At 71.9% G+C, this 25,804-nt stretch carries 22 protein-coding genes and 1 tRNA gene; 14 read left to right on the plus strand and 9 right to left on the minus strand.

Annotation, left to right across the window (positions count from 1 at the left end):
- Positions 1-12 precede the first annotated feature (12 nt).
- Positions 13-1,215: an aminotransferase class I/II-fold pyridoxal phosphate-dependent enzyme gene (locus DEJ24_RS10960; protein ID WP_111078661.1), complete on the minus strand. Its 1,203-nt coding sequence runs from the start codon at positions 1,213-1,215 to the stop codon at positions 13-15.
- A gap of 221 nt (positions 1,216-1,436) precedes the next feature.
- On the opposite strand from DEJ24_RS10960, the gene DEJ24_RS10965 reads away from it, so the two are divergent.
- From DEJ24_RS10965 to DEJ24_RS10985, 5 genes are all read left to right on the plus strand, one after another.
- Positions 1,437-3,407 carry a S1C family serine protease gene (locus tag DEJ24_RS10965; RefSeq protein ID WP_111078662.1) on the plus strand — a complete coding sequence of 657 codons (1,971 nt, stop codon included), beginning with the start codon at positions 1,437-1,439 and terminating at the stop codon, positions 3,405-3,407.
- 228 nt (positions 3,408-3,635) lie between these two features.
- Complete coding sequence (locus DEJ24_RS10970) at positions 3,636-4,679, plus strand: glycosyltransferase family 2 protein (RefSeq protein WP_111078663.1); 1,044 nt, start codon at positions 3,636-3,638, stop codon at positions 4,677-4,679.
- A gap of 5 nt (positions 4,680-4,684) precedes the next feature.
- Complete coding sequence (locus DEJ24_RS10975) at positions 4,685-5,533, plus strand: CDP-alcohol phosphatidyltransferase family protein (RefSeq protein ID WP_111078701.1); 849 nt, start codon at positions 4,685-4,687, stop codon at positions 5,531-5,533.
- Positions 5,534-5,583: 50 nt separating this feature from the next.
- A complete protein-coding gene (locus DEJ24_RS10980; RefSeq protein ID WP_258374632.1) occupies positions 5,584-6,438 on the plus strand; it encodes a glycosyltransferase family 2 protein in 855 nt (284 codons plus the stop codon).
- 87 nt (positions 6,439-6,525) lie between these two features.
- Positions 6,526-7,758, plus strand: a complete 1,233-nt coding sequence (locus DEJ24_RS10985; protein ID WP_111078664.1) for a CDP-glycerol glycerophosphotransferase family protein — start codon at positions 6,526-6,528, stop codon at positions 7,756-7,758.
- Between the two features lie 90 nt (positions 7,759-7,848).
- On the opposite strand, the gene DEJ24_RS10990 is transcribed toward DEJ24_RS10985, so the two are convergent.
- The 4 genes from DEJ24_RS10990 to DEJ24_RS11005 form a co-directional block, all read right to left on the minus strand.
- The gene (locus DEJ24_RS10990; RefSeq protein ID WP_111078665.1) at positions 7,849-8,151 is read right to left on the minus strand and encodes a hypothetical protein; all 303 of its coding nucleotides are present in this window, start codon (positions 8,149-8,151) and stop codon (positions 7,849-7,851) included.
- 108 nt (positions 8,152-8,259) lie between these two features.
- A complete protein-coding gene (locus DEJ24_RS10995) occupies positions 8,260-9,030 on the minus strand; it encodes an ABC transporter ATP-binding protein (RefSeq protein ID WP_111078666.1) in 771 nt (256 codons plus the stop codon).
- Positions 9,030-9,854 (minus strand): ABC transporter permease, encoded by an 825-nt coding sequence (locus DEJ24_RS11000; RefSeq protein WP_111078667.1) that lies wholly within the window; start codon positions 9,852-9,854, stop codon positions 9,030-9,032. Before DEJ24_RS11000 ends, DEJ24_RS10995 begins: the two co-directional genes overlap by 1 nt.
- A gap of 78 nt (positions 9,855-9,932) precedes the next feature.
- Positions 9,933-10,628 (minus strand): NTP transferase domain-containing protein, encoded by a 696-nt coding sequence (locus DEJ24_RS11005; protein ID WP_111078668.1) that lies wholly within the window; start codon positions 10,626-10,628, stop codon positions 9,933-9,935.
- A gap of 362 nt (positions 10,629-10,990) precedes the next feature.
- Between DEJ24_RS11005 and DEJ24_RS11010 the strand changes: the two genes are divergently transcribed.
- From DEJ24_RS11010 to DEJ24_RS11020, 3 genes are all read left to right on the plus strand, one after another.
- A complete protein-coding gene (locus DEJ24_RS11010) occupies positions 10,991-12,214 on the plus strand; it encodes an ABC transporter ATP-binding protein (protein WP_258374796.1) in 1,224 nt (407 codons plus the stop codon).
- A complete protein-coding gene (locus tag DEJ24_RS11015; RefSeq protein ID WP_146242577.1) occupies positions 12,190-13,761 on the plus strand; it encodes an ABC transporter permease in 1,572 nt (523 codons plus the stop codon). Before DEJ24_RS11010 ends, DEJ24_RS11015 begins: the two co-directional genes overlap by 25 nt.
- A 140-nt stretch (positions 13,762-13,901) precedes the next feature.
- Positions 13,902-14,165 carry a DUF3039 domain-containing protein gene (locus DEJ24_RS11020; protein ID WP_110823714.1) on the plus strand — a complete coding sequence of 88 codons (264 nt, stop codon included), beginning with the start codon at positions 13,902-13,904 and terminating at the stop codon, positions 14,163-14,165.
- Between the two features lie 16 nt (positions 14,166-14,181).
- Here DEJ24_RS11020 and DEJ24_RS11025 read toward each other — a convergent pair whose 3' ends face one another.
- Positions 14,182-15,468 carry a nicotinate phosphoribosyltransferase gene (locus DEJ24_RS11025; protein ID WP_111078670.1) on the minus strand — a complete coding sequence of 429 codons (1,287 nt, stop codon included), beginning with the start codon at positions 15,466-15,468 and terminating at the stop codon, positions 14,182-14,184.
- A gap of 129 nt (positions 15,469-15,597) precedes the next feature.
- On the opposite strand from DEJ24_RS11025, the gene murI reads away from it, so the two are divergent.
- The 3 genes from murI (at position 15,598) to rdgB (ending at position 17,892) form a co-directional block, all read left to right on the plus strand.
- Positions 15,598-16,437 carry a glutamate racemase gene (murI, locus tag DEJ24_RS11030; RefSeq protein ID WP_111078671.1) on the plus strand — a complete coding sequence of 280 codons (840 nt, stop codon included), beginning with the start codon at positions 15,598-15,600 and terminating at the stop codon, positions 16,435-16,437.
- A gap of 82 nt (positions 16,438-16,519) precedes the next feature.
- Positions 16,520-17,266 (plus strand): ribonuclease PH, encoded by a 747-nt coding sequence (gene rph / locus DEJ24_RS11035; RefSeq protein ID WP_111078672.1) that lies wholly within the window; start codon positions 16,520-16,522, stop codon positions 17,264-17,266.
- Complete coding sequence (gene rdgB / locus DEJ24_RS11040) at positions 17,263-17,892, plus strand: RdgB/HAM1 family non-canonical purine NTP pyrophosphatase (protein ID WP_111078673.1); 630 nt, start codon at positions 17,263-17,265, stop codon at positions 17,890-17,892. The genes rph and rdgB overlap by 4 nt, the downstream gene beginning before the upstream one ends.
- A gap of 240 nt (positions 17,893-18,132) precedes the next feature.
- On the opposite strand, the gene DEJ24_RS11050 is transcribed toward rdgB, so the two are convergent.
- The 3 genes from DEJ24_RS11050 to DEJ24_RS11060 form a co-directional block, all read right to left on the minus strand.
- Positions 18,133-18,810, minus strand: coding sequence for a DedA family protein (locus tag DEJ24_RS11050; protein ID WP_111078674.1), 678 nt, complete (start codon positions 18,808-18,810; stop codon positions 18,133-18,135).
- Between the two features lie 132 nt (positions 18,811-18,942).
- Positions 18,943-19,022: transfer RNA gene (locus DEJ24_RS11055), tRNA-Leu, on the minus strand.
- Between the two features lie 207 nt (positions 19,023-19,229).
- A complete protein-coding gene (locus tag DEJ24_RS11060) occupies positions 19,230-20,567 on the minus strand; it encodes an MFS transporter (RefSeq protein WP_111078675.1) in 1,338 nt (445 codons plus the stop codon).
- 41 nt (positions 20,568-20,608) lie between these two features.
- Between DEJ24_RS11060 and mnmA the strand changes: the two genes are divergently transcribed.
- The 3 genes from mnmA (at position 20,609) to DEJ24_RS11075 (ending at position 25,680) form a co-directional block, all read left to right on the plus strand.
- Positions 20,609-21,715, plus strand: coding sequence for a tRNA 2-thiouridine(34) synthase MnmA (gene mnmA / locus DEJ24_RS11065; RefSeq protein ID WP_111078676.1), 1,107 nt, complete (start codon positions 20,609-20,611; stop codon positions 21,713-21,715).
- Positions 21,716-21,802: 87 nt separating this feature from the next.
- Positions 21,803-24,157, plus strand: a complete 2,355-nt coding sequence (gene ligA, locus DEJ24_RS11070) for an NAD-dependent DNA ligase LigA (protein WP_111078677.1) — start codon at positions 21,803-21,805, stop codon at positions 24,155-24,157.
- 179 nt (positions 24,158-24,336) lie between these two features.
- Positions 24,337-25,680 (plus strand): alpha/beta hydrolase, encoded by a 1,344-nt coding sequence (locus DEJ24_RS11075; protein ID WP_111078678.1) that lies wholly within the window; start codon positions 24,337-24,339, stop codon positions 25,678-25,680.
- The last annotated feature ends 124 nt before the right edge of the window (positions 25,681-25,804 follow it).

Genomic DNA, 25,804 nt, shown 5'->3' on the forward strand with positions numbered 1-25,804 from the left:
GGCGGGAGGCGCTCAGACAGCCGCGGCGAGCCCCGCCAGCCGGGCCACGGCCTCCTCGAGCACCGACCGCCGCTTGCAGAAGGCGAACCGGATGAGCGACCGGTACCCGTCGACGTGGTCGGGCCGGACGAACGCGGACACCGGCACACCGACGACGCCGGCGATCCCCGGGAGCTCCAGGCAGAGGGCCCGGGCGTCGTCGTACCCGAGGGGTGCCGCGTCCGCGATGACGAAGTAGCCGGCGTCCGGCCGGAGGACGTCGAAGCCGGCGGCGGCGAGGCCGTCGGCCAGGATCTCCTGCTTCGCCCCGAGATCGGCCGCGATGCCGGCGAACACCGCGTCGGGCAGTCGCAGCCCGGTGGCGATCGCCGGTTGGAACGGCGCCCCGTTGACGAACGTCAGGTACTGCTTGACGGTCGTGATGGCCTGGACCAGCGCCGGGGGAGCGGTGAGCCAGCCGATCTTCCACCCCGTCGTGTTGAAGGTCTTGCCGGCGCTGGAGATCGACACGGTCCGTTCGCGTGCCCCGGGGAGTGTGACCGGCGGGACGTGCGTGCCGGCGAACGCCAGGTGCTCGTAGACCTCGTCGGTGACGATGACCGCGTCGGACCGCTCGGCGAGCTCGACCACGGTGCGGAGGACCTCGACCGGCAGCACCCGACCGGTGGGGTTGTGCGGGGTGTTCACGAGGACGACGCGGGTGCGGTCGGAGAACGCGGCACGCAGGTCCGCCTCGTCCGGCAGGAAGTCCGGGGCCCGGAGCGGGACGGTGACGTGCGTCGCGCCGGCCAAGCGGATGAGGGCGCCGTAGGCGTCGTAGAACGGCTCGAAGGTGATGACCTCGTCGCCGGGCTCGACCAGGGCGAGCAGGGTGGCGGCGAGGGCCTCGGTCGCGCCGGCGGTGACCAAGACCTCCCGGTCGGGATCGACGTCCAGGCCGTACCACCGTGCCTGGTGTTCCGCGACGGCAGCGCGCAGGTCCGGCGTGCCACGGCCCGGTGGGTACTGGTTCGCACCGGTGCGGATCGCGCGGACCGCGGCCTCCAGCACCTCGACCGGACCGTCCTCGTCCGGGAAGCCCTGCCCGAGGTTGATCGCCCCGGTCGCCGCCGCCAGCGCGCTCATCTCGGCGAAGACGGTCGGCGCGGGCACCCCGTCGGCTCCCAGGAGCATGGCGCCCTCGGCGGCTCGCAGCCACGGACCGGTCTGCCGCATGAGCGACCCCTCTCGACGTCGCGGCACCGGCCGGGAGGCGCGGCGCACGCTGGCCACCAACCTAGCGTCCGCCCCGTGCCGGCCCCGGAGCCGCGGGCCTCCTGTGCGGACCGTGCACACAGCGGACGCATACGATCGGCTTGGCCACCTCGCAGGTGCGCCATCATGACCGCCCAGGTCGGTGGTGGAGACTGCAGGGGCTTGAAAGGAGCACGTCCAGCATGAGCGACACCACGCCCAACGGGCACGGCGACGACGACCGTCGCGACGAGACCACCGGTCCGGACGAGGCGAACGGCAGCCAGCACGGGCACCGCGACGCCGACGACACGGACGTGGTGGGGACGACTCCCGGAGCGGAGGGCGAGCACACGGTTGCCTCCGACCACCCGACCGAGCAGTACACGACCCCGTACCCGACCTTCGGCGGCGGATCGTCCTCGGACGCCGACGCCACGGCGACCGCCGAGTACGGCCGGACCGGACACGATGCTCAGACCGGGTACGACGCCCAGGACGCGACGTACGGGCAGTACGGCCAGTACTCGCAGCAGGGTCAGTACGGCCAGCAGGGTCAGTACGGCCAGGACCCGCAATACGGTCAGAGCCAGTACGGCCAGAGTCAGTACGGCCAGGACGCGCAGTACGGCCAGGGTCAGTACGGCCAGCAGGGTCAGTACGGCCAGGGTCAGTACGGTGACGCGTCGCAGTACGGCCAGCAGGGTCAGTACGGCCAGGCGTCGCAGTACGGCCAGCAGGGTCAGTACGGCCAGACCTCGCAGTACGGCCAGCAGGGCCAGTACGGCCAGGACCGCCCACGCTACGGCGAGTACTCCGGCGCCGCAGCCCCGACCCCGTCGTCCGACCAGCCGCCCTCCTCTGCGACGAGCTCGTTCGGTGACGCCGCGGACCAGCAGCGTGCGAACGGCCACTACTTCTCCGGCGCTCCCGCGTCGACCGGCACCACCACCCGCGAGCGTCCCGGCCGCAACAGGCTCCTGCTGCCCGCCGTGGCCATCGCCCTGGTCGGCGGGCTCATCGGCGGCGGCATAGTCTGGGCCGCCGACTCGGCCACCGACGGCAACGCCACCTCGAGTGGCTCCGGCACCTCGCAGAGCGGCGGGAACCTGACCGTCAACGACTACGACTCGGCCACCGTCGTGACCGCGGTCGCCGCGAAGGCCACTCCCTCCGTCGTCACGATCAACGTCTCGGCGAGCAGCGAAGCCGGCACCGGTTCCGGCGTCATCCTGAACAAGGACGGCTACATCGTCACGAACACCCACGTGGTGACGCTCGACGGCGACAGCTCGAGCGGCACCATCTCGGTGACGACCTCGAACGGCCGCGTCTACAAGGGCAAGCTCGTCGGCACCGATCCGACGGTGGACCTCGCGGTCATCAAGATCGACGCGCCGGACCTCACCCCGATGGACTTCGCCGACTCGTCGAAGCTCAACGTGGGTGACACCGCCGTGGCGATCGGTGCTCCGCTGGGACTGTCGAACACCGTCACGGACGGCATCGTCTCGACCCTGAACCGCAGCATCCAGGTGACGTCGAGCGACCCGAACGCGGGCGGCGACTCGAACGAGGGCCAGGGCAACAACGGCAACGGCCCGTTCGACTTCTGGGGCAACGGCGACAACGGCAGCAGTTCCTCGGCGAGCACCACGGTGTCCCTGCCGGTGATCCAGACCGACGCGTCGATCAACCCCGGCAACTCGGGCGGTGCGCTGCTCGACGACAAGGGCCGGCTGATCGGCATCAACGTCGCCATCGCCAGCGCCGGCAGCTCGAGCTCGTCGAGCGCCCAGTCGGGCAGCATCGGCGTCGGGTTCTCGATCCCGTCGAACCTGGTGAAGCGCGTCGCGTCCGAGATCGTCGACAACGGCAAGGCCACGCACGGCCTGCTCGGTGCGTCGGTCGGTGACGCGACAGAGGACGCCAACGCCTCGCAGGTCGGCGCCCTCATCAAGTCGGTCGTTTCCGGTGGCGCGGCCGCCGACGCCGGGCTGCAGAAGGGCGACGTCGTCACGAAGCTCGGCGACGCCACGATCGCCGACGCGACGGACCTCACCGCGCAGGTCCGCTTCTTCGCCGGTGGTGCCACGACGAAGGTCACCTACGTCCGCAACGGCGAGACCCGGACCGCCGACGTCCAGCTGGGGACCTACGACAGCTCGAAGTGACCCGACCGACCCCTGACGGGAGGCCCGCCACCGGTCCGGTGGCGGGCCTCCCGTCCGTCCGGGGCACGGGCGGGACCGGCCAGTACCGCCGGACCGGCTCGACGGGATCTGCTCCCGCGCCGGTCCAGGGTGCGGCCAGGTGTCCGCCTCGGGTGCTTGATAGGCTCGGTCCGCTCTGCGGGGCGGCCCCACCAGGTCGTGTCGCGCCCGCCGGACCCCGAGGATCACATGCAGCACGACGGACAGGCCCTGCCGGGTGTCTCCTACGTCATGCCCGTCCTCAACGAGGTGACCGAGGTCCGCGCCGCGGTCGGCAGCCTGCTCGACCAGGACTACGCCGGGCCGTTCGAGGTCATCCTGGCACTGGGTCCGTCGATCGACGGCACGAACGAACTCGTCGCCGAGATGAGCGCCGCCGACCCGCGGATCCGCGCGGTCGACAACCCCGTCGGGTCGACGCCCGCCGGTCTCAACGTCGCGATCCGTGCCTCCGAGCACCCGATCGTGGTGCGGGTCGACGCGCACAGTGTCCTTCCTCCCGACTACACGCGCATCGCCGTCCGGACCCTGCAGGAGTCCGGAGCCGACAACGTCGGCGGCATCATGCGGGCCGAGGGGCGGACGCCGTTCGAGCAGGCCGTTGCCCTCGCCTACGGCAGCCGCGTCGGCCTCGGTGGGACCCCGCACCACGTCGGTGGGCAGGCGGGCCCCGCTGAGACGGCGTACCTCGGGGTGTTCCGACGTGAGCGCCTGTTCGCGGTCGGTCTCTTCGACGAGGGGATCAAGCGCGGGCAGGACTGGGAGCTCAACCGGCGCCTCCGGACCACGGGCGGCACGGTCTGGTTCACGCCGGAGCTCGTCGTCACCTACCGTCCGCGCCCGAGCCTGAAACGTCTGGTGCGTCAGTTCGTGGCCACCGGTCTCTGGCGCGGCGAACTGGCACGGCGGTTCCCGGCCGGCAACGGGCTGCGCTACTTCGTCCCGCCGCTGATGGTCGTGGCCGTCGCCCTCGGGCTGGTCGCCGGACTCGTCGGTGTCGTCGGGGCGGTCCTCGGCTCGCCGTCGGCGTGGGCGATGACCGGGTTCGCGATCCCGGCGGTCTACCTGCTCTTCGTCGTCGTCGGTGCCCTCGCGGTGTCGCGGCGATCGGTGCCGGCGACGCGGGCGTGGCTGCTCGTCGTGCTGCCGTGCATCCACGTCGGCTGGGGTGTCGGCTTCATCATCGGGTTCCTGACGCGGACCTCCGATCTGACCACGCACACGGGACGGTGACCGACATGGCCGACGATGACCTCGGGAACGGCGGCGCGCCGGACCCCCGGGACGCCCGCGGGTTCACCCGCCCGACCTCGATCGCCGAACTGCGGGCGGTCGCCCAGCCGGACGAGGTCCGTGCGCGCGCCAACGCCGAGCACTGGACGGCCTCGCTCTACCTGCGGGACGTCTCGCCGTACCTGACGTCGGTGCTGCTCCGCACCCGGGTCAGTGCGAACCAGGTCACCGGTCTGATGATCCTGGTCGGGTGGTCCACCGCGGCCGCGCTGCTCATCCCGGGCATCTGGGGTGCGCTGCTCGCGCTCGTGCTCGGGCAACTGCAGATGCTCGTCGACTGCTCCGACGGCGAGGTCGCCCGGTGGCGCGGGACCCGTTCCCCGGCCGGCATCTTCCTCGACAAGGTCGGGCACTACACGACCGAGGGGCTCATCCCGATCGCACTCGGCGTCCGGGCGGCGACGTGGCCGATCCACGGCGTCGACTGGATGTGGACGACGATCGGCTGCGCCCTCGGCCTGGTCATCGTCCTCAACAAGGCCCTCAACGACATGGTGCACGTGGCGCGTGCGCACGGCGGCATGGAGAAGCTCGCCGACCGGCGCGACGGAGTCACCGCGCCGTCGGGTGCCCGGCTCGCGACGCTCCGCCGTGTCGCCCGCTTCCTGCCGTTCCACCGGCTCTACCACTCCGTCGAACTGACGATCATCACGTTCGTCGTCGCCCTGCTGGCGCTCGTCATCGGGCACCCGCTGGCCGACCGGATCCTGGTCGGGGCGCTCCTGCCGCTCGCCGTCCTCGCCACCGCCGGGCACTTCCTGGCGATCATGTCGTCGAAGCGGGTCCGCGCGTGAGGCCCGGCACGCTCCGTCGGGAGGCGGTGCCGCACCGCGACCGACCGCGCGTGGCCGTGGTGAGCCTGTCACAGGGCACCCGACCCGAGGACCTGCGACGGGGCCTCGAGAGCGTGCTCGCGCAGCAGGGCGTCGAGCTCGACGTGGTCTGCGTCGGCAACGGTTGGCAGCCGGTCGGACTGCCCGACGGCGTCCGCGCGCTCGCCCTGCCGGAGAACCTCGGCATCCCCGCTGGCCGCAACGCCGGTGCCGCCGAGGTCGACGGTGACTACGTGTTCTTCCTCGACGACGACGCCTCGGTCCCGTCGCCGACGTTCCTCCGCGACGCCATCGCCCTGTTCGAGCACGACCCGTCGCTCGGGCTGGTGCAGCCACGGGTGGTCGACCCCACCGGGTCGGCGAACCCCCGACGCTGGGTGCCACGGATCCGGAAGGGCGACCCGGAGCAGAGCTCACCGGTGTTCTCCGTCTGGGAGGGCGCCGTCGTCCTGCCGATGGACGTCTGGCGGGCGGTCGGCGGTTGGGGAGCCGAGTACTTCTACGCGCACGAGGGCATCGAGCTCGCGTGGCGGGTCTGGGGCGCCGGACGACGCACCTGGTACGCGGGCGAGCTCGTCGCGAACCACCCGGCGATCGACCCGGCGCGCCACCGCGAGTACGTCCGCCTCAACGCCCGGAACCGGGTGTGGCTGGCGCGGCGCAACCTGCCCGCCGTGCTCCGGCCCCTGTACGTCGGCAGCTGGGCCGCGATCCAGGTGTTGCGCTGGTGGCGGTCGCCGCGGCGGCTCGCGACCTGGTTCGGTGGTGTCGCCGAGGGGTGGCGCACCGACTGCGGGCCGGTCCACGTGATGGGCTGGCTGACGATCGGCCGGATGACGCTGGCCGGCCGCCCACCCGTCGTCTGACAGGGTCGGGACGGACGGGAGGCGCGCCTCCCGTCCGTCCTGCACCGCACCGAACGACCTGTCCGACCCACCGCCCAGGAGCACAGCATGGCCATCGTCAAGGACGCCCGTACCGCGATCCGGCTCGCGCAACGGCTGTGGCGGTCGCGGCAGACGCGGTCGCAGCTGGCCCGTCGGTTGCCCTCGATGCCGATGCCGGCACCGGGGACCGTCGAGATCGCCGTCTACTTCGCCGACGGTCCGGTGAACATGTACCAGATCCGCCAGTGGTACGGCCCGCTCGCCGAACTGGCCCGGCACCGCGGGGTGGCGATCCTGTCCCGCAGCCCCGGAGCGATGCTGGTGTTGGCGGACGAGTCACCCGTCCCCGTCGTCTACGCCCGGCAGGTGGTCGACCTCGAGCGCTTCGTCACCGAGCAGGCGCCGAAGGTGGTGCTCTACGTCAACCAGAACGCCCGCAACTTCCAGATGATGCGGTACGGGCGGATGTGGCACGTCTTCGTCAACCACGGCGAGAGCGACAAGATGTACATGACGACGAACCAGTTCAAGGCCTACGACGCCGCGCTGATCGCCGGCGACGCGGCCCGGGACCGGCTCGCCGACGCGCTCTGGGACTACGACCTGGACGCGCGCACGATCGCGATCGGTCGGCCCCAGGCGGACCACTTCGCCGGCGAGCCGCCGTACCCGGCGGACGACCGCACCGTCGTGCTGTACGCGCCGACCTGGGAGGGCGACCGTCCCGCGGCCGCCTACGGGTCGATCGCCAGCCACGGCACGACGATCGCGGAGCAGGTCCTGGCGTCGGCACGACACCGGCTGGTGTACCGGCCGCACCCTCGCAGTGGGGTGCTCGACGCGGACTACCGGTCGGCCCACCAGCGGATCGTCGCCGCCATCACGGCCGCGAACGCCGCCGACCCGTCGGCGCACCACGTGTACGACGACGGGCCGACGCTGGGCTGGCAGCTCGCCGGGGCCGACGTGGCGATCACCGACATCAGCGCGATGATCTACGACCGCCTGGCCGTGGGCAAGCCCCTGATCGTCACCCGACCGGTGTCGCCCGAGGCCGACGTCGACGAGCGCGGCTACCTGGGTGACGCGAACTGGCTGCGGGCGGAGGACGCCGAGGACGTCGTGGCGCGGGTGGACCGCGCCGCCACGGACGCGGACGAACTGGCCCGACTCCGCCACTGGGTGGAGCGGTACTTCGGGGACACCACGCCGGGCGTCGCCACGGCGCGCTTCCACGACGCGATCGACCGGCTCGTCGCACGCTGGCATGAGGTCGCGCGCTCCCGATCGGCCGACTGACCTCCGGCGTGCGCCGGCGTCGCCCGTGTGGGCGCCGCCGGTGTCGGCGCCGTCGCACGGGCGTCCGGATGCCCCGGGCCGGGTGCCCGGTCACGGGGCGAACCCGGGTCCGGCGAGCGACATCCGCCACAGGAACTCCGTGCGGTCCGGTCGGCGCCACCGGACGATGACGACACCGGTCTCGTCCGCGCCGGCGCCGAAGACGGCCAGGGACAGGCCGCGCCCCGGCTCGAGGCGTCGGACGACGAGCGGCGGCGAGTAGCCGGTGCCGAGGTGGGTGAGGGAGATCCCGTCGAGGGTCTCGGTACTGGTGTTGACCAGTTCGTAGCGGCGTGGAGCGGCTGATCGGTCGATGGAGAAGGGAACCGGGTAGGCGGTGGTGGGGTGGTGCATGGGGAGCACGCTAGGGGTGGGGTCCGACGTCGGGACCCCCGGAGGGCCCTCGGGGAACCGGGGCTGTGGAGCGTGCTGCGGAGGTGCTCGGTTGTGGAGGAGTGGGCGTCAGACGCCGTGGTCCGCGTTGTACCGCTCGAGGGCCTCGTCGATGGGTCCGTCGAACTGCAGTCGGCCACCGTCGAGGTACAGGCCCCGGTCGCAGAACCGGCGCAGGTCCTTGTCGTTGTGCGAGACGAAGAACAGCGTCCGGCCGCCCGCCAGGAGCTCCTCGATCCGCTTGTAGCACTTCTCGCGGAACTTCTTGTCGCCCACGGCCAGGACCTCGTCGACCAGGATCACCGGCTCGTCCAACCGCGAGATGACGGCGAAGGCGATCCGCACCTTCATGCCGCTCGACAGGTGCTTGTAGGGGGTGTCGACGAAGTCCGCGATCTCGGCGAACGCGATGACCTCGTCGAAGGCGGCACGGATCTCGGCCCGCGACATGCCGTGCAGCCCCGCGGTCAGGTAGACGTTGTCCCGCACCGTGAGGTCGCCGACGAACCCGCCGGTGATCTCGATCAGCGGCGCGACACCGGCGCCGACGTGCACACGGCCCTCGTCCGGCAGCATCACCTGGGCGACGAGCTTGAGGAGCGTCGACTTGCCCTGTCCGTTCCGTCCGACGACGCCGATGGCCTCGCCGGGACGGACGTCGAACGACACGTTCCGGAGCGCCCAGAACTCGTCCGCCTTCCGCCGGCGCTGTCCCCGGCCGAAGAGGTCCTTGAAGCTCCGGCTGGCACGGCGGTTCCGTTTGAAGCGGATCCCGGCGTCGGTCACGGAGATCACCGGCGCGGTGGCGCGAGCGGTCGTCACGGGTTCGGTCGTGGCCATCACAGCTCCTTGAGGACGCGGTGCTCGCTCCGACGGAACACGACGAGCCCGATGACGAGGACGATGCCCGTGACGACGACCGACGCGAGCACCTCCTTCCAGTCCAGCTGCCCGGGGAAGAACGCCGAGCGGTAGATGCCGAAGATGCCGCTCAGCGGGTTGATCGCGGCGAGGTCGTGCAGGGCCTCCGGCAACGCCTGCGTGCCGTAGATGATCGGGGATGCGTAGAACAGGAAGCGCAGGACGAGCTTGACCGCTCGCTCGAGGTCGCGGAAGAAGACCACGAGCGGTGCCACGATGAGCCCGAGGCCGTAGACCAGCGCGACCTGCAGAACGATCGCCAGCGGCCACAGCACGACCTGCCAGTGCAGGTGGGCTCCGGTGGCGATGACGAAGACCGCGAGCACCGGGATGCTCAGCAGGAACTCGATGCCCTTCGACGCGTCGATCCGGGCGACCCAGATGCTCCGCGGGATCGTCGTCGAGCGGATCAGCTTGGCTTCCTTGATGAAGGCCCGCGTCGAGTCCGACACGGCCCCGGTGAACCACATCCAGGGCAGCAGCGCGGTGAGCAGGAAGACGATGTACGGCTCCTCACCCACCTTGCCGCGGTGGAACACCTGGGTGAAGACGAACCAGTAGATGGCCGACATCACCAGCGGGTCGAGGATCGACCAGAAGTACCCGAGCGCCGACGTCGAGTACCGCACACGCAGGTCGCGCACCGTCAGCAGCCAGAGGGCCTGGCGGTACCGACGACCGGAACCACGCGGAGCCACCGGCGTCGCGGCGACGACGGTGGTCTGCGTCTGCGCGTCAGTCATGGGTTCCCTCCGGCCGGGACCGCGCCGAGGGGCGGGCCACCCGGGCCGGTGGGCCGGATCGGGGGATCCTGACCGGGCTCAGGCGAACAGGTCGTTCGCGCGCTGCAGGTCCTCGGCGAAGTCGATCTCGACCGCGTACAGGTCGGAGATGTCGATCGGCGTCCAGCGTAGCCCGTCCTCGGCGATGGCAGCCTCGATGCCGCCCTCGAAGTACTCCTGGTCGTCGACCCGGCCGAGCTGGCGGATCAGCGCCTGCTTGTCAGCTGCGGAGACGTAGTTGATGCCCACGGCTTCACCCAGGCCGCCGACGACCTTCTTCGAGAGCTTCGCGATGAAGCCCTCGGCGTCGATCGTGTACTTGACCTCTTCGTCGGAGACCTTCTCGGTGTTGACGCTGACGAACGACCTACCCTCGTCGATCATGTCGGCGGCACGGACGAGTGCCATCGGGTCGAAGACCACGTCGCCGTTCATCCAGAGGACGCCGCTCTTGCCGGTCGCCTTGAGTGCCCGGAGCAGGCTCTTCGAGGTGTTCGTGGAGTCGTAGGACTCGTTGTAGACGAAGTTCGCCTCGGGGAAGGCCTCGACGATGTACTCCGACTTGTAGCCGACGACGATCGTGACCCGCGCGCTGGACCCGAAGGCGGCACGGATGTTGTCGAACTGCTGCTGCATGATGGTGCGGCCGTCGCTGAGCTCGGTGAGCGGCTTCGGCAGGCTGCGCCCGAGGCGGCTGCCCATCCCCGCTGCGAGGATGACGATCTGCGTGGTCATGCTTGTCCCTTCCGGTGTCCGCCTGCGTCCGGTCCGCCCGTGAGGGTGGAGGTTCCGGTCCGCACTGGGGGACACGTCGAGCGTGTCCTGACGGGCACTTCGATACGGCTTTCCTGGATACTGCTCGCACCGCGTTCGAGTTGGCCGGGAGTCGCGTGATCCGGAGCGACGAACGCCCGGTCCAGCAACCGCTCCGGGAGCGCTGCGGGCAGGTTTCCGAGTGGTGAACACTCCGTCGTGTCTCGGTGAATGATACGGAACCACCCGGTGCCGGGGTACGGGTCGGGCAGCATCGTGTTCAATTCGTGACCCGGTCCGACACGGCTCAGCGAGTGGTCGGAACCGTTGGTACGGTTGGCCTCGTGTCGGCAGGAACAACGGGAAACGACGACGTCTACAGCACGTCGGACGCGACGTGGACGGCCGACGCGGACGACGACGGCACGACCGTCGCCCTGGGGACGGGCGACGACGACCACGACGACACGGGGGACACGGGTGCGTACGGCGCGCCCGCGGGTGACGACATGACGGACGACAGGACCGACTCGGAGACGACGGCGGGGGCGGACGTCCTGCCCGCCGGGTCGCCGTCGAGCACGACGCCACAGCCTCGCCAGGGGAAGAAGCGGGACAAGCGTTCCGGCCGGGCGACCCGGCCGCAGGGCTCGGCCCGCACGGGCGACGAGCCGGACGGCCGGGAGGCCCGGGGCGGCTCCGGCACGTCGGCATCCCGGAACGGCTCGGGCGGCTCGGCCGGCACGGGCGGCGCGCCCGGCTCGACCACGACGAAGCGCCCGACCGGTCGGCCGAACGTGCCGCAGCAGCCCGTCGTGCTCCGCGCCGACGGCCTCGTCAAGCGGTACGGCCAGACGCTCGCCGTGGACGACGTCGACCTGGAGATCCGGAAGGGCTCGATCTTCGGGGTCGTCGGCCCGAACGGCGCCGGCAAGACGACGACGCTCTCGGTCCTCACGGGCCTCCTGCGCCCGGACGCCGGCACCGTGACCGTGCTCGACCACGACGTCTGGGCCGACCCGACCGCCGCCAAGCGGGCGATGGGCGTCCTGCCGGACCGGCTCCGCCTGTTCGACCGCCTGACCGGCGCGCAGATGCTCTTCTACTCCGCGACGCTGCGCGGACTCGACGGCAAGACCGCCCGGAGCCGCAGCGCCGACCTGGCCGAGGCGTTCGGCCTCGGCGACGCCCTCGGTCGACCGGTCGCGGACTACTCGATGGGCATGGCGAAGAAGATCGCCCTCGCCGCCACGCTCATCCACTCGCCGCGCGTGCTGGTGCTCGACGAACCGTTCGAGTCCGTCGACCCGGTCAGCGCGACGACCATCACGGACATCCTGCGGCGCTACACCGCGGGGGGCGGCACCGTCGTGCTCTCCAGCCACTCGATGGAACTCGTCCAGCGCACGTGCGACTCCGTGGCGATCATCGTCGGCGGCAAGGTCCTGGCCGCCGGCACCATGGCGCAGGTCCGCGGTCGTCGCAGCCTCGAGGACAAGTTCGTCGAACTCGCCGGCGGTCGTCCCGTCGCAGAGAGCATGGAATGGTTGCACAGCTTCTCCGGCTGAGGGTCGACCTGCTCGCGGGCCAGGTCCGCGGTGGGGCACGCCGTCCGGCCGCCGTGGTCGTGGGCAGCCTGGTCGCCCTGGTCGTCGTCCTCTGGGCGGCGACCGTCCTCGGCGGGCTCCGCACCGCCGACCCGGTCGCCGCACGGACGATCGTGGTCCTGGTCGGCACGGCGGTGGCCATCGGCTGCACCGTCGTGCCGTTCGCCGTCGGTGTCGCCGACCAGTTCGACCCACGGCGCTTCGCCGCGTTCGGGATCGGGCAGCGCGACCTGGCCGTCGGACTCGGTGTCGCCGGGCTCCTGGGCATCCCGGTCGTCGCGGTCGCCGTGCTCGCCGTCGCGCAGGTCGTCACCTGGAGTCGCGGTGCCGGCCCGGCCCTCCTGGCCGTCGTCGCCGCCGTGCTCGTGCTCGCCACCACGGCCCTGCTCATCCGCGTCGGCAGCACGCTCGGCGCGCTGGCGTTCGCCGGCCACCGCGTCCGCGAGGCCAACTGGCCCGTGGTGCTCGTCGGACTCGTGCTGCTCGTCCCGTCCGTGTCGCTCCTGCTCCGGACCGACCGGCTCGACCCGGCCGGACCCGCACTGCAGGGACTCGCCGACATCGCCGGGTGGACGCCGTGGGGTGCAGCGTGGGCCGTGCCCGCCGACGCCGCGACCGGTCACGTCGGGACGGCGGTCGCCCGGCTTCTCGTGGCGCTCGTCGTCGTCGGGCTGCTCGGCCTGGCCTGGTGGGCACTGGTCGGTCACGTGCTCGTCACGGTCCCACGTCCGCTCCGTGCGCGCCGACACCGCGCGCTGGGCTGGTTCGACCGGCTCGGCTCGACCCCGTTCGGCGCCGTCGCGGCCCGGGCGCTGACGTACTGGACCCGCGACCCGCGGTACCGCAGCTCGTACCTGATCCTGGCGTTCGTGCCGATCGTGGTGCTGCCGCTCGGTGTCGCCGGGGTGCCCTGGGCGTGGACGGCCCTCGTGCCGCTGCCGCTGATGGCCCTGATCGCCGGGTTCCTGCCGCACAACGACGTCTCCTACGACAACACGGCGGTGTGGTTGCACGTCGCCTCGGGCGCTCCGGGCTGGACCGACCGCCTCGGTCGTCTGGTGCCGCTCATCGTCGTCGGCGTCCCCCTGCTGGTCGCCGGGGCTGCGGTGTCCGCCTGGCTGTACGGCGACATGGCCGCGTTCCCGTTGCTCGTGGCGGTGTCGGCGAGCGGGTTGCTCGGCGGTCTCGGCCTGTCGAGCATCGTCTCGGTCGCACTGCCGTACCCGACCGTCCGACCGGGTGACCACCCGTTCCACCAGCCGCAGGCCGCGGGGGCGACGGCGACCGTCGCGCAGACCCTGATGGTCATCGGCACGGTGCTCTGCATGGTGCCGGCCGGGTGGTTCGGCGTGCGCGCGCTCATCGGGGCGGAGGACCCGTCGCTCACGCTCGTCCTCGGTGTCGGGATCGGGATCGGCGTGGTCGTCCTGGTGCTCGGCGTCGTCGTCGGAGGCGCGGTGTTCGACCGACGTGGCCCGGACCTCCTGGCCGCGGCGCAGCGGAACTGACCCACCGCAGCCGCTCCGCCCACGCGCTGCACCCGCTCTGCCCGCGCGCTGGAGCCGGCCCGCCTACGCACTGCAGCCGCTCCACCCACAGCGTGACCGATCGGCCGACGGACCCGGCGGTGACGACGTACCCTGGTGACATGAGCACGACGGAACCCGGTGGTGGCGGCCTCGACGTGATGGACCGCGAACTCGAGAAGCTCCTGGAAGAGGAGGCGATCGAGCCCGGCGACCACGAGCGCTTCTCGCACTACGTCAAGAAGGACAAGATCCTCGAGTCCGCACTGACCGGCAAGGCCGTCAAGGCCCTGTGCGGCAAGAAGTGGATCCCGGGCCGGGACCCCGAGAAGTTCCCGGTCTGCCCGGACTGCAAGGCGATCTACGAGAAGATGAAGTCCGAGTGACCCCCGCCGACGCCGCTCAGACGAGCAGCGTCGGGATGGCCGGGTCGCCTCGACCGATCCGCTCGGCATCAGCCGGCAGCTCCGCCTTCGCACGCTTGTGGTGCGCGCGAGCGGCCTCGACCCCGGCGGACCCGAGGAACGCCGGATCGACCTCGCCGTGCGTGACGACGGGGACGAGCAAGTCCCGCTCGTCCGGGCCGACGGAGCCGGAGGTCAGGACGACCTCCGCCGTCGCGATGCCGTTCCGCAGACGGCGGCCGGCCTCCTTCCGTCCGCCGACCGACGCCTTGTCGGCGGACTTCTTCGCCACCGGCACCCACTCGCCCGCCGGGGAGTGGTGGGCGACGAGCTTGAAGACCATGCCCGCGGCCGGGTGCCCCGACCCGGAGACGACCGAGGTGCCGACGCCGTAGGAGTCGACCGGTGCGGCACGGAGTGCGGCGATCGTGTACTCGTCCAGGTCGTTGGTCACCGTGATCTTCGTCGCGGTCGCACCGAGCCGGTCGAGCTGCGCGCGCACCGACGCGACCACCGACGGCAGGTCACCGCTGTCGATGCGGACCGCGCCGAGCTTGCCGTCGGTCAGGCGGACGGCCGTCTCGACCGCCGCCTCGATGTCGTAGGTGTCGACGAGCAGGGTCGTACCGCTGCCGAGCGCGTCGAGCTGGGACCGGAACGCGGCCTCTTCCGAGTCGTGCAGCAGCGTGAACGCGTGCGCTGCGGTGCCCATCGTCGGGATGCCCCAGGTCCGGCCGGCCTCCAGGTTGCTCGTCGCACCGAAGCCTGCGATGTAGGCGGCCCGGGCGGCGGCGACGGCGTTCCACTCACCGGTCCGACGCGAGCCCATCTCGGCGAGCGGGCGACGGTCGGCGGCGGACACCATGCGCGCGGCGGCGGAGGCGATGGCGGAGTCGGCGTTGAACACGCTGAGCGCCAGGGTCTCGAGCATCACGGCCTCGGCGAAGGTGCCCTCGATCTGCAGCACGGGGGAGTTCGGGAAGAAGACCTCGCCCTCGCGGTACGCACGGACGTTCCCGCTGAACCGGTAGTCGGCGAGCCACCGGGCGGTGCCCTCGTCGATGACACGGCGGTCCCGGAGGAACCCGATCTCCTCGTCGCCGAACCGGAACTCGGTCAGCTGGGTGAGGAAGCGTCCGAGCCCCGCGGCGACGCCGTACCGGCGACCGTCCGGCAGTCGTCTCGCGAAGACCTCGAAGACGCAGCGGCGGTCGGCGGTGCCGTCCTTCAGGGCGGCGTCGACCATGGTGAGTTCGTACTGGTCCGTCAGGAGCGCGGTGGTCACGACTCCGACCCTAACCAGGACCGGGTGCGCAGGCACGGAGCGGGCCCGGAACGGTGGACGTCGCCGGCATCCGGACGGGAGGCCCGGGCCACGCCCGCAGGGTCGGCGCGCGTCGGTACGCTGGTCACCGTGACGGATGCACCGATCGGAGTCTTCGACAGCGGCGTCGGCGGGCTGACGGTGGCGCGGGCGATCATCGACCAGCTGCCCCGCGAGAGCATCCGCTACGTCGGCGACACGCTGCACTCGCCGTACGGCCCGAAGCCCATCGCCGACGTCCGCCGCTACGCGCTCGAGGTCATGGACGACCTCGTCGACCAGGGCGTCAAGGCGCTCGTCATCGCGTGCAACACCGCGAGTTCCGCCGTCCTCCGCGACGCGCGTGAACGCTACGAGCAGGCGTACGGCATCCCCGTCGTCGAGGTCATCCAGCCCGCCGCCCGGGCCGCCGTCAAGCAGACCCGCACCGGCCGCATCGGGGTCATCGGCACGATCGGCACCATCGCGTCCCGCGCCTACGAGGACGCCTTCGCGGTCGCCGCCGACGTCACCCTCACCACTGCGGCGTGCCCTCGCTTCGTCGAGTTCGTCGAGGCCGGGGACACTTCGTCCGCCCAGCTCCGCGAGGTCGCCGCGGGCTACCTCACACCCGTGCGGGCCGCCGGGGTCGACACGCTGGTCCTCGGGTGCACGCACTACCCGCTGATGTCCGCCGCCATCCAGTACGTCATGGGACCGGACGTCACGCTGGTGTCGAGTGCCGAGGAGACCGCGAACGACGTCTACCGCCGACTCGTCGAACACGGTCTGGAACGCACCGGCACCGAACCGCCGGAGTACTCGTTCGAGGCCACCGGTGCCGACGAGGCCGGGTTCGTCCGCCTGGCCCGCCGGTTCCTCGGCCCCGAGGTCGCGACCGTCGGCCACCTCGAGACCGGCACCATCACGCTCCCGCGCACCCTGCACTGACCATGCCCCACGCCGCCCTCGGCGGACGCACGACGACCGGACCACCCGCACCGAGCCTCCAGGCCGGACCGAGAGGAACACCATGAACGCCACCGACGGCACCGTCCGCATCGACGGCCGGACCACCACCGACCACCGACCCGTCACCATCGAACGCGGCTGGAGCACCCAGGCCGAGGGCAGCGCGCTCATCTCGTTCGGCAACACCCGGGTGCTCTGCACCGCCTCGTTCACCAACGGCGTCCCACGCTGGATGGCCGGCAAGGGCACCGGCTGGGTCACCGCCGAGTACTCGATGCTCCCGCGCTCGACGAACGAGCGCATGCAGCGCGAGTCGATCAAGGGCAAGGTCGGCGGGCGCACGCACGAGATCTCCCGGCTGATCGGCCGTTCACTGCGCGCTGTCGTCGACATGAAGGGGCTGGGCGAGAACACCCTCGTGCTCGACTGCGACGTGCTGCAGGCCGACGGCGGCACCCGCACCGCGTCGATCACCGGCGCCTACGTGGCGATGGTCGACGCGATCGAGTGGGGTCGCGAGCGTGGCTTCATCGGCAAGAAGGCGACGCCGCTCACCGACAGCGTGCAGGCGATCTCCGTCGGCATCGTCGGGGGTGTGCCGATGCTCGACCTGGCCTACGAAGAGGACTCGCGCGCCGACACCGACATGAACATCGTCACGACCGGGTCGGGCAAGTTCATCGAGGTGCAGGGCACCGCCGAGCACGCGCCGTTCGACCGCCAGGAGCTGGACGCGCTGCTCGACCTCGGGCTCGCCGGGAACGCGTCGCTCGCCGCGGTGCAGCGGACCGCGCTGGGGCTGGCATGACCGGGGCGGCGGCGGACGGCACCGCCCGTACCGTCGTCCTGGCCACCCACAACCAGGGCAAGGTCGTCGAACTGCGCGAGATCCTCGGTTCGGCCCTGGGTGACGGCGTGACGCTCTCGTCCTACGACGGGCCCGAACCCGTCGAGGACGGCGACACCTACGCGGCGAACGCACTCATCAAGGCGCGGGCCGCGGTCGCCCACACCGGACTGCCGGCCCTGGCGGACGACTCCGGCATCGCGGTCGACGCGCTCGACGGAGCACCCGGCATCCACTCCGCCCGGTACGCCGGCACCCGGGTGGACGCCGACAACATCGCGCTGCTGCTGCAGAACCTGGACGGTGTGGTCGAGCGCACCGCGGCGTTCGTCTGCGCGGCCGCGTTCGTCACGCCCTCCGGCGTCGAGCACGTGTTCGAGGCCGTGTGGAACGGCGAGGTCCGCACCGAGCCGATCGGGGACGGCGGGCACGGCTACGACCCGGTGTTCCAGCCGGACGACGCGGACCGCTCGGCGGCGCAGCTGACCCGGGCGGAGAAGAACGCGCTGAGCCACCGGTCGAAGGCCTTCCGGGGCATCGCGCCGATCGTCCGCGAGTGGTTCGACGGCGAGACGCCGCGGGCGTAGGCGCGCCCGGCGCTGGCGCTGGTGCTGGTGCTGGTGCTGGTGCTGGTGCTGGCGCTGGTGCTGGTGCTGGCGCCGAATGGCAGCGCACAACGGAAACCGGCTCGAACCACGGGATTGCGTGGTTCGAGCCGGTTCGTGTTGTGCGGGTCCCGCTCGCGCCAGGCGGGCGCTGGTGCAGCCGAGGGGCGCGGGCAGCCCGGCGGCCGGACGGCCGGACGGCCGGGCGCCGGCTGCGCCGGGCTACGGCTGCTCGGGCTCGCGCTGCTTCGCCTTGCGGGCGTTCCGGAAGTAGGTGATCGCGGCCGGGACCACGGTGACGACGACCGCCACGAGGAGGATCACGTCGATGTAGTTGCGCACGATGTACGCCACGGCGGGGATGTACCCGAGGAAGTACCCGAGGAACGTCACACCGACGCCCCAGACGACCGCTCCGACCGCGTTGTAGAGGGAGTACTTCTTGTAGTTCATCCGGCCGACACCGGCCGCGATCGGGGCGAACGTCCGCACGACGGGGACGAAGCGCGCGAGGATCACCGCGAGGGCGCCGTACCTGTGGAAGAACGCGTTCGTCCGGTCGACGTTCGCCTTCGAGAACAGACCGCTGTCCTTGCGCTCGAAGATCGGCGGGCCGGCCTTCTTGCCGATGTAGTAGCCGAGCTCACCGCCGAGGAACGCCGCTGCGCCGATCATCAGCGCGACGACCCAGATCGGGATCCCGCCGATCTGGCCGTCGCGGTCGAAGGCGAACAGGCCCGTGATGACGAGCAGGCTGTCGCCGGGGAAGATGAAGCCGACCAGCAGTCCGGTCTCGGCGAAGATGATCGCGCAGACGATGAGCACGGCGAACGCCCCGAAGTGGTCGAGGATGTACTGCGGATCCAGCCAGGGGATCAGGGCGAGTGCGACGGAGTGCATGGTTCTTCCGGTCGGCGGGCGAGGGCGGATGGAGCACCCGCCGGACCGAGGGTACCGTGCGGGCGTGTCCGGGCCGTCCGTCGGGAGGGTGACGTCCGGAGCGGCCTCGAGCACGGTCCCGGGGACGTTCGGTGCGGAAGGAGGGACTCGAACCCTCACGCCGGAGCACAGGAACCTAAATCCTGCGTGTCTACCAATTCCACCACTCCCGCTGGCCGACCCAGTGTACGCAGCGGGCCGGGTGGCGGAGGTGGGACGGGCCTCCCGGTCGGGTGGCGCCCGCCTGCGGGCGTCGCGCCCTGTCGCGACGGGGCGCGCCGTCCGTGACGGGGCGCGACCGCGCGACGGACCCGGTCATCGCACCATGCGATCGCGCGACGGACCCGGTCAGCGCGGCGTGCCGGCGAGGACGGACCCGGTCAGCGCAGCGTGCGGGGCAGGTACCGCGGCACGTACCGGAGCAGGATCCCCGCGCCGACCAGGCCGAGCACCCCCATCACGCCGCTCGCGACCGCGATCGTCGCGAGCGCGGTGACGCCGGAGATCACGAGCGGGGCCGCGGCGGACCCGAGGTCGCCGGTGAACCGCCACGCCCCGAGGAACGGTGCGGGCCGGTCCGCGGGTGCCAGGTCCGCGCCGAGTGTCATGAGGATCCCGGAGCCGACGCCGTTCGCCAGGGACATCGCCATCGCGACCGCGACGAACCAGCCGACGCGGGCGTCGAGGTGGTCGCTCCAGGCCAGCAGGAAGTAGCAGATGCTCAGGCCGAGCATGCAGGGCAGGGCGCTCGCCAGGCGTCCCCAGCGGTCCATGATCTGCCCGCTCGTGTAGAAGAGCGCGAAGTCGACGGCGCCGGCGATGCCGATGACGAGAGCGGCGGTGGAGTCGTCCAGACCGACGCTGACCGCCCACAGCGGCAGGATCACCTGGCGTCCGGCGCGCATCGCGCCGATCAGCGCCGCCCCGCTGCCCAGACGCACGAGCACCCGGTGGTGCGCGCGGATGGTCTGGAAGAGACCGTGGGACTCCTCCTCGACGAACTGTTCGCCCTCGAGCTCGCCCGGTCGCGTCGTGCCGGCGGTCGTCGCTGACACGTCGGTCGCCGTCGCGTCGGTCGCTGCCGCGTCGGTCGCCGTCGGCCGGGAGGCCCGGGTCGGCCGCTGCAGGCCGCGGACGCCCGTCGCGGGGTCGCGGATGACGAGCAGCACCACGGCAGCGCCGAGGCAGCAGACGACGTGCACCCAGAACGCGCTCTGGGTCGTGCCGGTGAGGTGGATGACCCCGGCCGCCAGGAACGGACCGACGAAGTAGCCGAAGCGGAAGACGCCGCCGAGGCTCGAGAGCGCCCGGGCCCGGATCCGCAACGGGATCGCGGTCGTCATGTACGCGTGCCGGGCCAGGGCGAAGACGGCGGTGGACAGGCCCACCAGGAAGACGCCGACGGCCAGGACGAGGGGGTTCGGGGCGACGGTGCAGACCAGCAGCCCGACGACCGAGACCACCGCGGCGCCGATCATGGCGTTGCGTTCGCCGATCCTGGCCACGACGACGCCCGAGGGGACGTCCCCGATGAGTTCGCCGACCAGGATCAGCGAGGCGACGAACCCGGCGATCGCCAGGCTCGCCCCGAGGGAGTCCGCCGCGATCGGGATGATCGGGATGATGGCACCCTCGCCGATCGCGAAGAGCGCGGCGGGCAGGAACCCGGACAGCAGGACGCCCCGGAGGTCGAAGGCGTCGTTCGTGGTGCTCGTCATCGTCGAGCAACGGTACGCCGTGTCGGAGTTACCCTGGACCCATGCGTGTTCTGGCGGCGATGAGCGGTGGTGTCGACTCGGCGGTGGCCGCGGCCCGGGCGGTGGACGCCGGACACGACGTCGTCGGGGTGCACCTGGCGCTCAGCCGGATGCCCGGCACCCTGCGCACCGGCAGCCGCGGCTGCTGCACGGTCGAGGACTCGATGGACGCCCAGCGTGCCGCCGCGGCCCTCGGCATCCCGTACTACGTGTGGGACTTCTCGGCCCGGTTCAAGGAGGACGTCGTCGACGACTTCGTGGCCGAGTACCAGGCCGGCCGCACGCCGAACCCCTGCATGCGCTGCAACGAGCGGATCAAGTTCGCGGCCCTGCTCGAGAAGGCACTGGCCCTCGGGTTCGACGCCGTCGCGACCGGCCACTACGCCTCGATCGTCACCGGCCCGGACGGCTCGCGGGAGCTGCACCGCTCGGCGGCGTGGGCGAAGGACCAGTCGTACGTGCTCGGCGTCCTGACGGCCGAACAGCTGCAGCACGCCATGTTCCCGCTCGGGGCCACCCCGTCGAAGGACGAGGTCCGGGCCGAGGCCGCCGCCCGCGGGCTCACGGTCGCGCAGAAGCCCGACTCGTACGACATCTGCTTCATCCCCGACGGTGACACCCGCGGGTGGCTCGCCGACCGCGTGGGCAGCGAGACCGGCGACGTCGTCGAGCGCGACGGAACGGTCGTCGGCAGCCACGACGGCGCGCACGGCTACACGGTCGGGCAGCGCCGCGGTCTGGCGCTGGGACGTCCGGCGGCGGACGGCAAGCCCCGCTTCGTGCTCGAGATCCGCCCGAAGGACAACACCGTCGTCGTCGGCCCGAAGGAGGCGCTCGACGTCGCCTCGCTCTCGGGCACCCGCTACACCTGGGCCGGCGCGGCACCGGCGGACCCGTCGACCCCGTTCCGCTGCGACGTGCAGATCCGGGCGCACGCCGACCCGGAGCCCGCCACGGCCCGGATCGAGGACGGCGCGCTCGTGATCGTCCCGGACGCGCCGCTCTCCGGCGTCGCTCCCGGGCAGACCGCGGTCGTGTACGTCGGCACGCGCGTGCTCGGACAGTGCACGATCGACACCACCGTGTCGGTGGCACCCGTCCCCGCCTGACCTCGCACGCCTGACCTCGCACGCCTGACCTCGCTCGTGCCTCCCGCCGGTGGGACCGGGGTCGGTGGCGCACGGTAGAACTGACACATGAGCGACACCGACGCGACCTTCGAGACCATCGACCCCGCGGGCCTCGACGCCGCGCAGGCCGCTCGAGAGGTCGACCGGCTGCGCCTCCGTCTCAACGAACTGCGGCACGCGTACTACGAGGGCAACGGCTCGCCGGTCGCCGATGCCGAGTACGACACGATGATGCGCCGACTCGACGCGGTCGAGCAGCGCTTCCCGGAACTCCTGACCGAGGACAGCCCGACGCAGACCGTCGGCGGACAGGCGCAGACGACGCAGTTCGCGCCGGTGGAGCACGCCGAGCGCATGCTGAGCCTGGACAACGTGTTCAGCCCGGAGGAACTGACCGACTGGGCGCTCAAGGTCCAGCGGGACGCCGGCACCGAGCGCGTGCGCTTCCTGTCCGAGCTGAAGATCGACGGGCTCGCGATCAACCTCCGCTACGAGCACGGTCGCCTCGTCTCGGCGGCCACCCGCGGGGACGGTGTGGTGGGCGAGGACGTGACCGGCAACGTCCGGACCATGGGCACGATCCCGGACCGACTCGCCGGCAGTGGACATCCGCCCCTGGTGGAGGTCCGTGGCGAGATCTTCTTCCCGGTCGCCCAGTTCGACGAGCTGAACGCCCGACAGCGCGACGCCGGCGAGCGGGTCTTCGCCAACCCGCGGAACGCCGCCGCCGGGTCCCTCCGGCAAAAGGAGGAGGGCAAGTCCGCCGCGAAGCGCGAGCTGATGGTCGACCGCCTGCGCCGACTCCGGATGCTCGTGCACGGCATCGGGGCCTGGCCGGTCGCCGAACTCGAGCGCGACACCGACGTCCGTGCCCAGTCCGAGGTCTACGAGCTGCTGCACGAGTGGGGGCTGCCGACCGGCACGCACCACCGCGTGTTCGACTCGGTGGAGGACGTCCTGGGCTTCGTCAAGGACTACGGGGAGCGTCGGTCCTCGGTCGAGCACCAGATCGACGGCATCGTCATCAAGGTCGACGACCTCGGCCTGCACGAGGAACTCGGGTCGACCAGTCGTGCCCCGCGCTGGGCGATCGCGTACAAGTACCCGCCGGAAGAGGTCCACACGAAGCTGCTCGACATCGTCGTCAGCGTCGGCCGCACCGGTCGGGCCACCCCGTTCGCCGCGATGGAGCCGGCCGAGGTCGCCGGCTCGGTGGTCCGGCAGGCCACCCTGCACAACCAGCAGGTGGTGAAGGCGAAGGGCGTCCTGATCGGTGACACGGTCGTGCTCCGCAAGGCCGGCGACGTCATCCCCGAGGTCCTCGGCCCGGTCGTCGAACTGCGCGACGGCACCGAGCGCGAGTTCGTGATGCCGACCGCCTGCCCGGAGTGCGGCACCCCGCTCCGTCCGGCGAAGGAGGGCGACATCGACCTCCGTTGCCCGAACGCCGAGAGCTGCCCCGCCCAGGTGCGCGGGCGGGTCGAGCACATCGCCTCCCGCGGGTCCCTCGACATCGAGGGCCTGGGTGAGGTCGCCGCCGCCGCCCTCACGCAGCCGGTGTTCCCCGAGACCCCGCCACTCGTGACCGAGGCGGGGCTGTTCGACCTGACGCTGGAGGACATCGTGCCGATCGAGGTCGTCGTCCGCGATGCCGAGACGGGCATGGAGAAGACCGAGGACGGCGGCGCCCCGAAGCGCGTGACCCCGTTCAGCCGGGCACGGAAGAAGACCGACCCGCCGTTCGACCCGGAGGCCCGCGGTGCGGACTACACCGGTGAACCCGGTCGGTACCCGTCGAAGAACGCCTTCGAGATGCTCGCGAACATCGACGCCGCGAAGACGAAGCCGCTGTGGCGCATCCTCGTCGGGCTGAACATCCGCCACGTCGGACCCGTCGCGGCCCGGGCGCTCGCGAACCACTTCGGGTCGCTCGACGCGATCCGCTCGTCCTCGCGCGACGAGCTGGCGGCGGTCGACGGCGTCGGCGGGATCATCGCCGACGCGCTGCTCGACTGGTTCGAGGTCGACTGGCACCGCGAGATCATCGACCGCTGGACGGCGGCGGGCGTGCAGCTCACGACGCCCGGACACCCCGGGCCGGGAGCGGCGACCGAAGCGGGTGGTGTGCTCGCCGGCATCACGGTCGTCGCGACCGGGTCCCTCGAGGGGTTCAGCCGCGAGGGCGCGCAGGAGGCGATCATCGCCGCCGGGGGGAAGGCCGCGTCGAGCGTCAGCAAGAAGACCGACTTCGTCGCCGCCGGCCCGGGTGCCGGCTCCAAGCTGACGAAGGCGGAGCAGCTCGGGTTGCGGATCATCGACGCGGCGCAGTTCGCCCTCCTGGTGCGCGAGGGACCGGCTGCCCTGGGTGACCCTGCGCCCACGGAGGTCGACGACCCCGCCGCCGAGCCGGGAGCGCAGTAGCGGCACATGCACGGCCGTGCGGGATCCGGCTGTCGCGACGCACCTCCGGATTGACCCCAGTACGGGGGGCAAGTCGCCCTCCGCATGACCCCCGAAGGGCCGGATCTCCATAGACTCGACAGAGCATCACCTGTCGTCTGCAGGGGAACGACAGGCCGGCCTTCCCGGGGGAGACCCGTTTGCTGCTCATCGCCGCGGCGCTGCTGACCGCCTCGATCCACTCGCTGGGAGTCGTCGAGGCACCGACCGTGCCCGTTTCCGCCGCCGTCTCGTCGGGCGCCGCGGGGACCTCGGGACCGGGACGGCCCGAGCGGGGCACGCAGCCGTCCGTCGACGCGCTCGCCGGAGCCTCCGGGCAGCGCTGGCTGGACGCCCTCGAGGCGGCGGCGCCGGTGACGCTGCGGGCCGCCGACGACGACTCCCGCGTGACCGCGACCGCGATGGACGACCCGCCCAGCACGAACCTCGTCGCGAACTGGTGGCGCGCCCTGTCGCCGGCGTCCCGGACGTCCCTGACGGACGACGCCCCCGTCGTGATCGGCAACCTGGACGGTGTGCCGTACGCCGTCCGGGACGTCGCGAACCGGGCTGCCCTGGCAGCAGGCCTCGCCGACGCGGGCACCCCGACCGCGCTCGCCTCGATGCTCGGCCAGGTGCGGGAGTCGCTCGAGCAGGCCCCCGACGACCCGCGGAAGTACCTCGTCACCCTCGACACGCGGGGCAGTGGCCGGTGCGCGATCTCGGTCGGTGACCTCGACACCGCGGGCGACGTCTCGGTCGTGGTGCCCGGCATCTTCTTCTCGGTCAACGGCCAGATGGCGGACTTCACCGCGACGGCCGGCGACGTGTTCCGGGAGCAGGCCACCCTGGCACCCGTGGCCGCCCCGGCGGACGGACCGGGCATCGCGGTCCTGGCGTGGATGGGATACCGCACGCCCGGCATCTCGGACTTCATGTCGCTCGACCTGGCCCACCTCGGTGCCGACCGGCTCGTGCGCACCCTCGACGGCATCCGTGCGGTCCGCAACGACCACCAGCCGCGCCTGGGCGTCGTCGCGCACTCGTACGGCTCGACCACCGCGATGATCGCGCTGTCGTCCGGGCGGACCCGGGTCGACAGCCTCACCATGCTCGGGTCCCCGGGGAGCGCGGTCACCTCCGTCGACGAGCTCGGCGTGCCACGCGGCGAGGTGTACGTCGGCGGGGCGCACTGGGACCCCATCGCGGGCACGGGCTTCTTCGGCACCGACCCGGGGCGGGCGGCGTTCGGTGCTGCGGCCCTCGACCTCGTCGGCGGGAGCGACCCGGCGGACGCCGGTGACGTCTTCCGCCAGCCGTGGGGGCACAACGACTACCTCAAGCCCGGCACCGCCTCGCTGCACGACGTGGCGCTCATCGCGGTCGGACGGGGTGACCTGGTCCGCAGTGGGCACCGGCCGGGCGACACCCCGGACGACGGGGTCGTCCAGGCGTCGCCGGACATGTACCTCGTCCGTCCGCAGGACCTCCAGCCGCGCGACTGAGCACTTTTCACCGGAGGCCGGACGGGAGGCCCGTCAGACGTGACCGGATCGTGACCGGACCCGTGCAGGGCCGGTGATCCGGGCCTCCAGGCCGGGTCGGAGCACGTGCCGGAGGCGAGGCCGA

The sequence above is a fragment of the Curtobacterium sp. MCPF17_001 genome, assembly GCF_003234615.1.
Lineage (GTDB): Bacteria > Actinomycetota > Actinomycetes > Actinomycetales > Microbacteriaceae > Curtobacterium.